Genomic DNA, 14,248 nt, shown 5'->3' on the forward strand with positions numbered 1-14,248 from the left:
TGGTGAAAGGCCGTCCTTCTTTCAAAAATCAAAAATCGTAACCATGTGCATGGTCTGGGGTATTGGGCGTTTGGCCCGGCTGATCCCAATCGGGCCATTTGTCGTAATCATGGTCTGGGGTATTGGGCGTTTGGCCCGGCTGGTCCCAGCTGTTGTTGTAATCGTTTGCATTCCAGGTTTTATCATCGTAGGCATTCTGGACTTTGAAATTGAGGATGTCTTGAAGCCTTTGGTAGTGAGAGGTAAGCCTACGCTCATTATTTTGTGGCTTCTTACCTAGCGCGGTCTTTGCGTCTTCCTGCTTTGAGATTGCCCGCCAGATGATGATTTCGCGGTAGCAACTAGGGTTGAGAAAATAATCCTTCTCCATTTCTTTGTACCACTCTTGTTCAGAATGGATACCCTGAATTTGGCGTACACGAGTATTGATTTTTTCCAGGATTGCCTTCTGAGCTTCAGCTTCATCGTCACTTGCGAACCATACGGGAGGAACTAGTTCAGTGGGCTTCTCCTCTTTGTACTTGGCAAGGTACTTGGTGGCGTCTTTAATGCTAGCGATGCTCTTGGGTAGTTCGGAGTAGTCAATAGTTGCTTCTTTAGCTGCTCTAATGAGCTCTTTAACGTCTGGCCGGTCTGCTATTTGCTCGGGACTAATTTCTAGCTCGTTAGTGAGCCATTGGTAAGTTCTTCGGGTAGCTGATAGATCCCTGACGTAGTCGAGTTCTGATACTGCTCGTCCCAGGTCGTTTGCCCAGCCGTGCTCTGCGTCTCGAACTTCATGGGCGGTTTTATCAACGTCGGACTTATTGATGATTCCGTTAAGTACTTCCATTGCAGATTCGGGGGTGCGGGCTTGCATGATTCCCCAATTGTCTGGGGAGTCTGGGCGTTCGTCTTCTGGTAAGCCGGAGGGAACGTGCATTTGATTATTCAGTTTGCCTCGGGTCATCGCTACATATAGTTGTTCACGGTTGTAGCTGCTGCTGATAGCGACATGACCGGTATCTACAGTTAACCCTTGGGAGCGGTGGATTGTGCAGGCGTACCCAAGTTCAACTGAGGATTGAGCATATTTCTTGGGTATCTCTACTTGCGCCCCGGTGTCTTCACGGGCGGCAATTATTGAGTGTTTGCTGATGTCTTTGACTGCCATTCGTGTTCCGTTTTTGATGAACTCTCCGTGTGAGTCAATGAGGGTTCTGTCGTTGACCCGAGCAAGTATCATGTCGCCGGGGTGGGCCAAACCTGTTCGGATAACTGTAGATTTTTGAGAATCCACTAGGCCTTCTGCTATTCGGTCTTTTTGCGCGCGGAGATTTAGCTCAATGACTTGCTCGTTCCGACCGGCAATGAGGACACTGGTCTTTCCAGAGTCGATGTCTTTTTTCCATGCGGTGTAAGCGGAGGATAGAACATCATCTGTCTCACTAATACGGCCGTTTTTTTCATAGACTTTCAGGACTTCGGGGTTGCCCTTCCGCAGGCTCAGTGACGCCTCTTTTTCCCACTCTTCTTTGAAGCGCCAGACACTGGTGAGGGTTGATGCGTAGTTTTTGTTCTCGACCCATCCGAGGAAGCCACCGGCTTCTACTGCATCAAGCTGTTTGGGGTCTCCTACAAGTAGCATCTTTGCGCCTACTGCCCGGGTCTGGGAATAAAGCCGGTGTAAGTCCGCAGTGGAGGACATAGAAGCTTCATCGACAATGAGGAGCTGGCCTGGCTTGATTTGATATTTTGCCTGCTCGCTGATGGTTGTGGTCAGACGGGTGCGGGCAGCGTCGAGGGCAGAAGCAATTTTTTTATTGCCTGGATTGCGGGTTGCGCGTGATTCAAGGTCTGAGATTTTTTCTTTGAGTTCGGAGTATCGTTTTGCACGGCGAGCTGCGCCATCTCCTACAGATTCGTAAATCCACTTTGCTGTGTTATCTGTTGGAATGCCCAATTCTTTGCCAAGCACTTCCGCAGCTGCTGCTGAAGGGGCAAGTCCTATGATTGACCCGTTTCCTTGTTGTGATTCCCATGCATGTCGTAGTCCTGCTAGGGTAGAGGTTTTTCCGGTGCCTGCTGGCCCGATGATTGCATTGATTGCGCGTGGGCTAGTGATGACTTGAAGAGCGGCTTCTAGCTGGTCGGGTGCTAAAGGGTAGCCCTCATCTGAAGTGTGAGCTTGGAGGTCTTCTTTTGCTTTTTGATTATCTGCAACGTGGGTTGCTGATGCTGAGGTTACACCGGCCATGAGTTCGGCTTCTAGATTGAGTATTTCTGTGGTGGTGTAGATTTTCTCTTCGGCTCGATCAAAAACGCTGGTTCCCCGTAGTGTTAGTCCCTGCTGTTTGAGATGGTCTAAGTCGTATCGTCCAGGGGTAAGCTCAACGGCTGTTTGCAGGGCTAGGTCTGTGAGCTGGTTTGCGAACTGTTCACGCTCATCCAGGCTATTGAATCGGAGGTTAGCGGTGAGTCTGTGGGCTGATGCTAGGAGGTTGTTTCGGGTAAATGTTGGGTGTTTAGGTACAGTTCGATTAAGGATTTCATGAGCTATTTCTGAAAGGGCTTTATCTGTGAATTCAGATGATTTGTAGAAAGTAATTTTGCGGCCAGTTGCTTTTTGGATAATTTCATCGGGGGAGTAGCCTTTGTTAATGGCACGAGTGTTCCAACGATCGAAGCGTTCTGAAAGGGGAAGTTTTTCTGAATCTTTTAGTTGGCGTGTTTCTAATGTAGCCTGACGCCGAAAATCTAGAATTTTTTCTTTAGTAGGTTCCTTACCATAGGTATTTCTCCATTCTTCAATCAACTCATCCGTTCGGGTTTCAACTGCGATAGTTCTTTGTGAAAATTCAGCAATTAATTCATCGGGCACTTCTGCGAGTTCCATTCTGCGGTTTCTTTCAGGTTCTTCTTCCTGCTTTAATACCGCCATTAAAGGATCGCGCTGTTCGGCTTCTGCACCCACTGCTTTTGCTAATTCATCAAAAAGAATGTTGTTATACATCTCGGAGATCGTCACGACAGATTTGTGGAGTGCATAAGAATCTAAGGTTCCCCATGCTCCATCACTAGCCCTTTGCACTCGATTGGCAAGAACTGCGTGTGTGTGCATTTGGGGGTCACCGGCGCGTGAATCGTAGTGGTCGAAAAGTGAAGCAATCATGCCTTTAGTTTCTACTTTTGCGATTCCACCGTCCCCAGCTCGGGTTTGGATAACGTTAGCTTCTGCCCATTCAAGGGTTTTGCGGACAGCTTCTTGGTGCGCGTTGTGAATACGTGATTTGGTTCCGTTATCCGCTAGAGCCCATAGTACTGAGACGCTTTTGGGGGCAGAGAACGTTAGGTCAAAACCTGAAACTGGTTTGCGGGTACTTTTTGCGGTTTTACCAGATGCTGTTTTTGCGCCTTCTGGAGCTTGCGTTTCTTTTATAGGCTTCTTGCCCAGCGGCTCACCGGTTTGCGGGTGCTTTGCGTCTTCATAGATTGCGATTGCCGCGTATTTGGTAACGGTCTGTTCCGATTTCATGTCGATTCCTGTGAGGCCGTTGCCGAACCAGGTTCCTGCGGGATCACCGGAAGCTGTGTAGTATCCGGTGAGTTGGCCGCGGGGGGAAGCCCCGTCAGAAGCTGCGGTAGTTTGCAGATAGTAGTTGATGTCCATACGCGAAATGGAAACGGTCATTATTTGCTCTTTCGTGTTCGCTGGCTATGTTGCTTGAAGCGCTGGAGGCGGGAAGTATCTGAGAAGTCCCACAGCTCTCGTGGCTTTTTCTTGAAGTAGTAATTTGCGAAGTAGAAGTAATCGTTGAGTATTGAGCCGGAAACTTGGGTTGTGCTCTGGAGCTGGGTTAGCCTCTGCTGCATCTGGTCCATCATCTGCTTGAACTGCATACTCTGCTCGATGGCGAATCGATTGGTTTCTTCCAGGGTCTGCTTGATTTCCTCGTAGTCCTTGCGGGCTAGGAGTTGTTCTTGCAGTTCTCGTTTCTCGGCAATGAGGTTTGCGATGCGGTTTTGCACAGACTGCGTTACTTCCAGTTCTGCCCTGCGTTCTTTCCGTTGCGCGGTTTCGATTGCCGATTGCGCCCTTGCCGATTGCGCGCGGTGCTTGCGTAGTAGTTGCCGAAGTCTTGCGATGAGCCTTTCCGATTTCTGGTTGCGTTTTTGGAGTTCCGCAATGGTTGCTAGTAGGTTTGCGACTTCTCCAGGTGTAGCTGCGGGGTCAGCAACGGGTTTGCCTGCACGTTTTCTATTTGCTGCTTTAGCTTTGCAGGACTGAGAACAGTAGACCCGAGTCCGGGAAGACTTTTCTGGAACAGGGCTGGCGCAGACGGGGCACAGCCTTGAACCTGGCTTATGTTTTGTGCTCATGCCAGCTCTTAGGGCTGGGAGTAGACTTCTGTAAGTCAGAAGCGGAGTAAAAATACAGCCCTGTGCATTTCAATGCCACAGGTGTGTGGTAAAAAAGTTTCTATAAATCAGGTTTGGTTGATTTGTGGGTTTGAGTCTTTGGGCTTTGCTGGTTGGCTCGGTTGTTCTGTGCTGGCTTTGTGTTGAAGTCCTTTTTTGTTCTTCTGTCTTCTTCCTGCTTTGCCTGGTTGCTTCATCAGTAGGTGGTTGCATGTTGTGCTCTTGAGCTTCTGTTCTTTGCTTGCAGATGGTTCTGTGCTGGTTCGTTGTTTTAGCTGGAAGAGGTTCGGTTGTTTCTTCTGCATGAAGGAACTGTCGCAAATGCGACAGTTGCGGTGGGTTTCGGATCTCTTCTTCCAGTGTGTTTTGCTGGAAGAAGGGGAGTGAGCGTTTTGCTGGAAACTGGCAGTGGAAATGCTCTTCGGCTTTCCATTTCCATATTTCCTTTCGGGGCACGCAACTGACAGTGCCAGAACGAAAAATGGGCGGGGCGGGTTATCCTTAGTGGTTGAAAGTGTTTAGGTGAGGCTAGTTTGGAGGGTTGAACATCATGTCTATCTCGACTGCTGATTTTGATGCGTGGGTAGACCAGGTTGCGCTGGGGGTATCTCTTAGGAAGATTGCGGAAAAGTCGGGTCTTTCTGTTTCTACGATTTCCTTGCAACGCCGGGAGGGGAAAGTACGACCAGAAATAATTATGAAAATAGCATCGGCTTTCTCTCATTCGAAGTTACGGGAGCTTTCAAGGTTTGAGGGATATGAGTCTGTTTACCCGGTTCCTGATTTTGCTGATATGCCATGGCTTAGTTGTGTGAAGCTTACAGATCTTATTGCTGAGTTACTGTTTAGGGGGGGAGTTGCTGAACCGGCTGCTGACTACATTTTTGAAGTTGGTGAAGATGCGTGTTCCCGCTGGCGTTATTGCATTGGGGGAGGGGAAAAGCGTAAAGAAGTTTCCGAGGTTTTAGGTTTAATGCCCCATCATTATTCGCGTCTTGTAAAAAGTAATAGCTTGCGCTTTGAGATGGTCTTGAAGGTAGCTAATTTCTACAAAGTCACCCCACATGTTGGGTTGGTGGCCTGTGGTTATATTTCTCTTTCTGATATAGGGATAGTAGATGTTGCCTCTGAGCTGCGAAACGCCCAAAAAAAAGACATACTCGAACAATTGGATAGGGAGTCACGTTCTCTAGTTACATGGCTTTCCCGATTTGATTAGGTGATTCTCGGTAGGCTATCAAGTCGAATCAACTGAGACGGGTCATCTTCGGTGAATATTGGCTAGAAAACTGTACTTTTACAAAAAAATACATAGAATTGAATTGTTCGGTTCTCGGAGTTTCTACGATTCACTCTGGGGATCGACCATGGAGATGAGATTCAAATCTGTCATTCACGTCTCGACGATGTATCTCTATCGGTGCGAGGGAAGGCTCCTACCTGTTGTGCAGTTAGGAGCCTTCCAATGAAGAGCAGGATACTTATTTCCCCAATACCCCTTATCAGTTCTTTCTATTTTTGGAGGATCACCTTGTCTATCTCACGGAAAAACTTTTTGCGTCTTGCAAGTGCAGGAGCGCTTACAACAGCTTTGGTAGGCGTCACATCACTGCCTTCAGCAAATGCAGGTAACTTCACCGACCTGGCACCCGGACGAGCCTTCTACACCGAACTCACCTGGGCATCAGAAAAGGGCATTGTGCGCGGCTGGGCCGATGGCACTGTCCGGCCACATGCGGCCACCGAGCGCTGCGCTATTGCTGCTTTCTTCTACCGCTACGCAGGCTCACCAGCCTTTACCGCACCGGTCAGCCCCTCTTTCAAGGACGTGCCTACCAGCCACCCCTTCTACAAGGAAATTGAGTGGTTCAAGGCCCAGGGGCTCACCACTGGCTGGCCTGATGGCACCTTCCGGCCCTCCGCAGGTGTTGAACGTGGCGCAGTAGCTGCTTTCTTCTACCGCTACGCAGGCTCACCGGCGTTCGTTGCTCCAGCAGCCCCCTCCTTTAAGGACGTGCCTACCAGCCACCCCTTCTACAAGGAAATTGAGTGGTTCAAGGCCCAGGGGCTCACCACTGGCTGGCCTGATGGCACCTTCCGGCCCCAGGTCGCAGCTGAACGTGGAGCTGTAGCAACCTTCTTCTACCGCTACGGTCACTAACCAGCACTCCTTAAAGCGAATGCTCACCACCGGGCATGGTGGTGAGCACTCAGGGAATTTTTCAACAGCAATAATACCAGTTGCTCCAACCCTCTTGGTTTGTGCGTGGAAACTCAGGCCAAGAGGGTCAATGACAACTCATCTCTAGAGAAAGGCACATTCGTGTCAAAAAAGTCCTTTATGAATTCTAAGGCGTTCAAGGGCAGCTCAGCCCTTACCCTGACCGGTCTGGTGCTAGCGTCATCGCTCACCATGATGCCCGGTGCCCAGGCAGAACCTACCGGCTCGGCAGCAGCAACCAGCGCCCTAGCGCAGTGCGGCGTAGTCAATATGGCTCAGGTACTGGACCTCTCCAACTCTTTCACTCCTGAGGAAATCGCTGATGCGAAGGCCCAGATGAAGGATTCCATCGAACAGCTCTCCGGAATCCCTGGCGCAAAGGTCACTATCTTCACCTTTGGCCTGACCTCCCCGGTGAACTACGAGAAGGCCCAGTCTTACTCCAAGCCTGTCCCCGGCACTCTACGCACCCTAGCAGGGAATGCACCCTCAGCATCTTTTGACGTCTCCACCGCTGAAGGCAAAGCCGCAGCACTTGCCTGGGTAGATGGAGTCACCAAGGGTGGCACCAACGTACCTAAGGGGGAAGACCCCGCCGCCTACGATGCAAACTTCCAGACTCTGGGGACCAACTGGGAAGCAGCCCTTACTTCCGTTGAGCAGTACCAGGCAGATACCGGCGTGAAGTTCACGCACCTAGCACTGATTACTGATGGGGCCCCGACCGCTTACCTCGATGATGCCGGCAACGCCGTTGTCTCAGGTCCTGGCAACGCCGCTGACTTCGACACTGCAACCTGGTCTTCTAAGCAGGCATACGCAGAAGCTAAGGTTGTAGCCGACCGCTTGCTGGCTTCGGGCGTTGATGTACTACCTGTTATCGTCAATGATCCCAACTTTGAGGAATTCGGCACCGACCGGGCAGCCATGATTAACATCGGCGCATCTCTTTCTGGCGAAGCGAACCCCGTTGAAGGCAGCGACTACTTCAATGAGGATATGGGCCTACTCGGTGTTGCCCTCTTCAACGCGGCAACCTCCACCTGCCCCACTGACCTGAAGATCTCTAAGGCCGCTGATACCGAAACCATCAACTACGATGGCACTGCCTCATTCCAGCTGGAAGTTCTCAACGACGGTGAATGGGAGGAACCCAAGGCATCCGTTCTTGAAGAAGGTATTACCTTCGTGAATAAGACCACCGGTGAAAAGTTTACTTCCACCGATGTGACCATCACCAAGGCTTCACAAGGCACCGTGAATGCTCTGAACTGGAACATCGGTCTGCTCAAAGCTGGTCAGAAGGTCACTGCAACTGCAACTGCTGTTGTACCTGCTGAGGTAGCTGCCTGGGAAGACGTTGCTATCGAGGCAACCAACTACGCCCATGTGACTGGCAAGCGTGACCCCTACGACCCGAAGGTTCCTTTCCAGCCCAATGGGCCTGTAGAAGATGACACCGATAACCGCGATGATGCCTCCGTGAAGGTCACCGCTAAGCCCCGGCCCGTCTCTGATGTGAAAATTGCTAAGAAGCAGGTCACCCCTCAGAACGAGCTACGACCCGGTGGCCCTATCGTCTGGGAGGTTGAGGGCCTGAACGACTCAGATGTCACTGACCCCAAGGTAGTCTTCGAGGATGTCCTTTCAGCTGAGGATTTGGCAAAGATTCAGGACGGCACCTTGAAGCTCGAAGTGATTACCGGTGATGGGGTTGTCTCTGGCACTACCTACACTGATGAGGCTAACGGCGGCATGACCCCTGGCGAAACTTTCAAGCTGCGTATCTCAGGTACTCTTACCCAGGACGTTGACCTGGCCGGGGCCGGTATCACTAACAAGGCAACCATCAGTGGTGAGTATGACCCCTACGACCCGAAGGGTCAGTGCGAGCCCAATAACGGTGTTGTAGCTTCTGATACCGATAACTGCGATGTGGTGGTCACCAAGATTGACTCGCAGGTGAAGATTTACAAGCAGCAGGTTTCAGAGAAGCTAGTTGCTGGTGAACAGGGCACCTGGTCTATGACCGTTGGTGCTTTCGGTGCTGATGATGCAACTAAGGTATTCTTGGCTGAGCTTCCGCTGACCGGTATCGAGAAGGACACCGTAGAGTTCGGTAAGCCCGATCGTGGTGAAATTGTCACCGGTCAGGTTCTGGTAGAGCGTGGCTTTGCTTCTGCCGAGCAGGTTGAGGCCGATAAGCTCTACTGGCTGATTGCTGATGTCCTGCCTACCGGTGAAACCGCAACCGTTGAGGTAACTGGTATCGTCTCTGAGTCCGCTACTGAAGTAACGAATTCGGCCGTTGTGACTTCTACCTGGGATAAGTACACAGGTGGGACTAAGGACAACAACAGTCTTGAAGAGGACGATGATAACTACGATGAGGTCAGCGGTAAGGTGCAGAAGCCTGAGACTCCGGTAACTCCTGAGCCTTCAGAACCGGCTCAGCCTTCTGAGCCTGTAACCCCGGCTCCTAGCCAGCCTGTAACCCCGGAGCAGCCTTCAACTCCTGAGAAGCCTGTCACCGTGGTCAAGGGTGAATCAGCTAAGACTGGTTCTCAGGCAGAAGCCTCTGGTATTAATCTGCTGGCTATCGGTGGTGGTGCCTTGGCACTTATCGCTGTAGCAGGTGGTGCAGCTCTTGTGCTGGCGCGCCGCAAGAATACTAACTAGCCCTTACCCCTTCTAGGGGATAAGAGCACGGGGTAGGCCCTGACTAGGGCCTACCCCACCTTTGTATCTACCCTTTCAGAAAAAGATGATGATGAACAAGACTGCACCCAAACCATCTCCCACAGGCAAACTCATTGCTCTGCTTATTGCGGCCATATTCCTTGCCTTTGCTGGTATCGGTACATACCTTCTGGGGCCAGGAGGATGGAGTATTAACAGTAAAGGCGAGCTCGTCATGCCTTATGAGCTACGCCATCCGGAGGCAACCGGGCCTGCTATTGAATATACGGTAGATGGTAATTCCACTGATTACTATGCCCCTGAGTACGGGTACATGGCTGAACCAGTAGAAGGTGCCGGGCCTTTAGCTACCCCTATCGTCAAGAACCTGACTCCCACCCCAGCTCAATGCACTGATAAGCCCTTACACGAGATAACACCTGAACCAGGCTCCTGGGTGGTGCCTTCCTTGCCTGATGGAGCTGGTGGCGTTGCCACAGGGTACTTTAGTGCAGGTTATTTCTCAGCGGGTATTCCCGCAGCTCCGCAGGGGGTGCTTTCCTTGACTTCTGCTCCTCTGGGGACTGTGGGTAAGCCTAGTGTTTTGGCGGGGCACGTGAATCTGGATTACCCTAATGACCGGCTCTCATCGTGGGGGATGCTGCATTATATTGATCCTTGTGCGCATGTGTATATTACTGATCACAATGGGATAGTACGTGAGTACAAGGTTGTTTTGATTGACACTATTGAGCAGGCTAAGACTGAGAGTGACCGGCAATTGTGGGGGGATGCGGAAAGCGCCCCTGAGGTTTTTGAGCTGGTTGGTTCTGATGAGTTGGTGTGGTTACTGACTTGTTCGGGTGCTTCTATCAGTGATTCGGGTGTGGGGTCTACCTTTACGTTCCCTTATACCCATAATCTGAAGGTCGGTTTATCTCTCATAACACAATGACAATCTTTTAAACCTATTACTTAATTGTAGAAATGTCCAGCATCTGATGCGGAATAAAGTAAAACTGGGAAAGTATGCCCAAGTCGGAGATTAATTACAGTAGGGGTCTAATGTAAGAAAAGGGATGGAGAGCACCTAAATTAGAGATAACTGTTGAAAACAAATATACGGATTGTTACGGTTAAATCATGCGCATGGACGAAATATCCAAAGAGGATTTTCGTAGAACGTGCGTAGCCAATTAGTCGATACATACGAATGAGGTGCTCACCGATGAGATGTAGGAAAATTTTTACGACCTTGGCTTCCGGCGCATTAGTCGCTGGCTCATTATTCGCGGCTTCCCCTGCCAATGCCCTGGAAAATGATCTAGATTTACGCAACACGAACTCTCAAATAGAAGTTTCATCGACCTTGGAGAACCAGTTCTACCCGGGTGGAAGGGAACAGACTCCCCAGATAAAGATAAAGGCGGGGAAATTTGTCGTAGGAAAAATTAGAGATGCCCTACGATCTGGCAACGTTGATGAAGCTATTAGGCATATACCGGGGCTAGATCAAAAAGCAAAAAATTCCCTGAGGCAGAACGCTTCCGGGGTGGCAGATGCCCTGGACGAAATTCTGTACTATGCTGACTTGCCTGAACGAGCTATCCGAGAGAAGCTGTTCAATATGCTTTCATCTGCAGGTATGGACTATGGAAGTGCTCAGTTAGTTGCTGAAACTGTAGCAAATATCATTTCATGGACGGTGCTATAGCTAATGACATCCTCCGAGCTTGAAAGACTTGAGAAGGAGATTCAGGAGCTTCGTGAAGCCTATCGGTTCTTAGCGCTGACGGTGCAGTATCAAGATAATCCTCGGCTGCCGTTTATCAAGTATTGTTCACAGAACTTTATCTATGGTGATAAGTATTCAGACGTTTACGGATACTTGATGAGCATGCATCGAGAGGGCAGGTTATCAGATCAGGATTTATCTGATGTGTATAGTCACCTGCGGGATCTTGGAGTTCAGCGAGGGAGCGAATCAGAGTGTTTGACCGCTTTCCGAAGGCAAGTTGAACAATAGTAAGTCAACATGAAACATCGGAGGGGGAGTCTTCCCCCTCCGATGTTTTCTGCTGTTCTAGAAGATTCCTCTGGCAGCGCTCCAAGAGATCGCCCTACCAGAACTGAACCTCACCTGGTATACCCCGTTACCCACATACGCTTCATCAGTAACCGGATAACCATAAACACTGGTAAAGCCGTTATTCCTCCAATGCCAGTAGATCGCTCCGCGCCCATAGAGAGTATGCGTTCCTGTACCAGGGGACCAGGTGTAGACAGTCTCAACACCGTGGGCGGTACGGAAAAGCTGAGTGACGCCACCAGCGCCGGCCTCAACTTCATCAGTTGCAGGGAAGCCGTGAACCGGAATACCACCATTGCCTACCCATCGAGCGAAAATAGCCCCACGGCCGTTAACCACCTTAGTTCCAGTGTTCGGTGCCCAGTAAAACCTTGCTTCAGTAGTACCAGAGGCGAAGATTTGACGGTAGCCATGATAAATAGGTGTCTCATCTTCAGAGGGGAACCCATAAGTACCGGTGCCTCCTTCACGGGTGAAGCGGGAGCCGATGCCGCCATTTTCCCACACGGTATGTGTACGATGATGCGAGGGAGTCCAGTAGAACGCTGTTACTGCTCCTGATGCTGTAGCAAATTTCTGCATTGCTCCACCAGGGATGCCGGTTTCTCCAAAAAGTGGATAACCGTAACGGTTCTCGAAGCCGCCTGCCTTATATTTGGCACCGATACCTCCGCGCCAATAGACAGGGTGGGCACCCTTGCTGGCGCTCCAGTAGAGGGTACGCCCATTAGAGAAGTTCTGGGCGGCTGCGCCACCTCGGAGCCTGAATTCTGATGATGTAGGTTCACCGAAGACCGCTCTACCGCCGTATCGCCAGTAGGCTGCTTCAATACCGGATCCAGGAATCAGGGAGTAAGTGCTAACTGGGGCAGGAGCCATAGCCACTGCTCTTGTTGTGGCTGCACCAGTATCAATTTGCCGGTAAGGTCCCACTGCTTTACCCGTGGAGACTAGAGTCTGGCGGATCTGCTCAATAGTCATGCCAGGGTTAGCTTGCCTCATCAGGGCGATAGTACCTGAGACGTAAGGTGTGCTCATTGAGGTGCCGTTTTTGGTTCCATAGGTTGGGGATCCGATGGAGGAGTAGCCGGTGTTAGTAGTTGAAAAAATATCGTTGCCGGTGGTTCCGCCAGGAGCTAGCACATCAAGGGTGGAGCCGTAGTTGCTGTAGGCGGTGAGCGTGCCCCAGGAGGTTGATGCTCCAACTACGATAGCGCGGTAGCAGTTAGCAGGGCTGATTCCCGCTGCATCTACAGCGTTGTTGCCGGCAGCTACGACCACAGGGATGTTTCTGTTCAGGGCGTAGTTGATTGCCTTAGACATGGTTGGGGAGCAAGTAGCTGATGGCCATGCGAAGGAAGCGTTGATGACGGTTGCTGGTCGAGGAATATTGGGGACACCATTGATAGTGCCCCCTGCTGACCAGATGATTGCATCAGCCATGTCGGATTCGTAGCCTAAGCCTTTGTCTCCTAGAGCTCTTGCCATGATGATTTCTGCATCAGGGGCAATGCCTGTGATTCCCTGGCCGTTGATTTGGGCTGCGATTTGGCCGTGAATAAAGGTTCCGTGCCAGTTTGCGTTTGTGTCATTATTTCCGACATCTCGTGCGTCTGAATCACGGCCGTTACCATCGCGGGAGAGGGCGGTTGATGATACGAAGTCGTATGATGCTATTGGTGTCTTGAGATCTGGGTGGTATGAGAAGCCTGTATCAATGATTGCTACGGTTTGGCCTTTGCCTGTGTAGCCTTTGGTCCAGGCGGTGTTGGGGGAGAGGTAGCTGGCGCTGAAGGCCCAGAGTCTTGGGTAGTAGGGTTCTGTGGTTGGGCTGGCAGAGATAGCTTTGACGAGGCGGTCTGGTTCTACTGATTCGATACGTGGGTCAGTTTCGAGCTGGGCGATGGTCTCGCTCTGCTCTTGGGGTGTAAGTAATGTGTCGGTTTCTAGCACGATGGTAGATGTATCGTCTGCTACTTGGTCTTTGATGAGTGTGGTGTTATCCACGGTGTTGGTGAGGTTGCTGGCTTCGTGAGCTAGGGCGTCTTTGTTGGTGTTTTCGTCTTTGAGGGTGACGATGAGGCGGTCAGTTGCTCCAAGAATGGTTGTGTTTTCGTCTGTTTTTTCGACTACGTGTTGAATATCTGAGTTGTTGTTGGCATATGCTGGGAGGTCTGTGCAGAGGCTAGAGAGCATCAGCACTGTAACCGAAAGAATCAGGGGCTTCTTTGTTGTTGTTTTCATTGTTTCCATATCTCTTTGACATTTAGAGAACCAGCGGTCAAACAAACCGCTGGTTCTCTGGGGACTTAGTGCCGGGTGATTTTAGACTTCTTCGTCACCTTCTTTCATGCGCTTTTTGAAAACGATATAGAGAGCCCCTGCGCCTAGAGCGAGCACGCTGAGTGCCCAGAACCAGATGCCGGAAAAGAATGAAAAGTTTCGAGCAGGTTGCGCGTATTCGTTGCCAAGTTCTGAGGTGGTGCTCCTTGTCGGTACTGGTGTGTTTGGTGTTGGGGCTTCGGTTTTTTCCTGGAGGTTCCGCTCAGGAGCTGGGGCCGCTTGCAGGTTTTCTGTGAACTCAAGGACTTCAAGTGGGCCTCTGGTGGAAGGTGCAGTTGGCAAACTGGCACTGAGCTGGTTATCAAACTCAAGTGATGGTGTGGACCGGTGGGGAGTTTGTGCAACAGCTGGCAGCGAAGCAGGAGCTTTAGTTTCCCGATGGTCTGAGCTAGTGGTTGGCTCTTCAGGAAGGGCAGGGGTAATCGCTTTGACTGGCGGTGCTGGGGTTTCTACCGGCGGGGGTTGGGGGTTTTTTGTGTGGGGGGGGGGGTTTTTTTGGTGGGGGGCGGGGGGTTTTT

9 protein-coding genes are annotated in these 14,248 nt (G+C 50.9%); 5 read left to right on the forward strand and 4 right to left on the reverse strand.

Annotated features, from left to right (window positions below; genetic code table 11):
* Nucleotides 1-28: 28 nt before the first annotated feature.
* The 3 genes from mobF to ACN08Y_RS10740 form a co-directional block, all read right to left on the reverse strand.
* Nucleotides 29-3,670 (reverse strand): MobF family relaxase, encoded by a 3,642-nt coding sequence (gene mobF / locus ACN08Y_RS10730; RefSeq protein ID WP_419112700.1) that lies wholly within the window; start codon nt 3,668-3,670, stop codon nt 29-31.
* The gene (locus ACN08Y_RS10735; protein WP_419112701.1) at nt 3,670-4,359 is read right to left on the reverse strand and encodes a hypothetical protein; all 690 of its coding nucleotides are present in this window, start codon (nt 4,357-4,359) and stop codon (nt 3,670-3,672) included. Before ACN08Y_RS10735 ends, mobF begins: the two co-directional genes overlap by 1 nt.
* A gap of 69 nt (nt 4,360-4,428) precedes the next feature.
* Nucleotides 4,429-4,854: a hypothetical protein gene (locus tag ACN08Y_RS10740; RefSeq protein ID WP_419112702.1), complete on the reverse strand. Its 426-nt coding sequence runs from the start codon at nt 4,852-4,854 to the stop codon at nt 4,429-4,431.
* A 94-nt stretch (nt 4,855-4,948) separates the two neighbouring features.
* Here ACN08Y_RS10740 and ACN08Y_RS10745 point away from each other — a divergent pair, with 94 nt between their 5' ends.
* From ACN08Y_RS10745 to ACN08Y_RS10765, 5 genes are all read left to right on the forward strand, one after another.
* Nucleotides 4,949-5,617, forward strand: coding sequence for a hypothetical protein (locus ACN08Y_RS10745; RefSeq protein ID WP_419112703.1), 669 nt, complete (start codon nt 4,949-4,951; stop codon nt 5,615-5,617).
* A gap of 312 nt (nt 5,618-5,929) precedes the next feature.
* On the forward strand, nt 5,930-6,559 hold the full coding sequence (locus ACN08Y_RS10750) for an S-layer homology domain-containing protein (RefSeq protein ID WP_419112704.1): 630 nt from the start codon (nt 5,930-5,932) through the stop codon (nt 6,557-6,559).
* Nucleotides 6,560-6,739: 180 nt separating this feature from the next.
* Nucleotides 6,740-9,298, forward strand: coding sequence for a hypothetical protein (locus tag ACN08Y_RS10755; protein ID WP_419112705.1), 2,559 nt, complete (start codon nt 6,740-6,742; stop codon nt 9,296-9,298).
* An 88-nt stretch (nt 9,299-9,386) separates the two neighbouring features.
* Entirely contained in the window at nt 9,387-10,253 is an 867-nt protein-coding gene (locus tag ACN08Y_RS10760) for a hypothetical protein (RefSeq protein WP_419112706.1), read from the forward strand.
* Between the two features lie 300 nt (nt 10,254-10,553).
* Complete coding sequence (locus ACN08Y_RS10765; protein WP_419112707.1) at nt 10,554-11,012, forward strand: hypothetical protein; 459 nt, start codon at nt 10,554-10,556, stop codon at nt 11,010-11,012.
* 369 nt (nt 11,013-11,381) lie between these two features.
* On the opposite strand, the gene ACN08Y_RS10770 is transcribed toward ACN08Y_RS10765, so the two are convergent.
* Entirely contained in the window at nt 11,382-13,631 is a 2,250-nt protein-coding gene (locus tag ACN08Y_RS10770; RefSeq protein ID WP_419112708.1) for a S8 family serine peptidase, read from the reverse strand.
* Nucleotides 13,632-14,248 lie beyond the last annotated feature (617 nt).

Origin of the sequence: Rothia sp. P5764 (assembly GCF_048512965.1) — a bacterium.
Lineage (GTDB): Bacteria > Actinomycetota > Actinomycetes > Actinomycetales > Micrococcaceae > Rothia.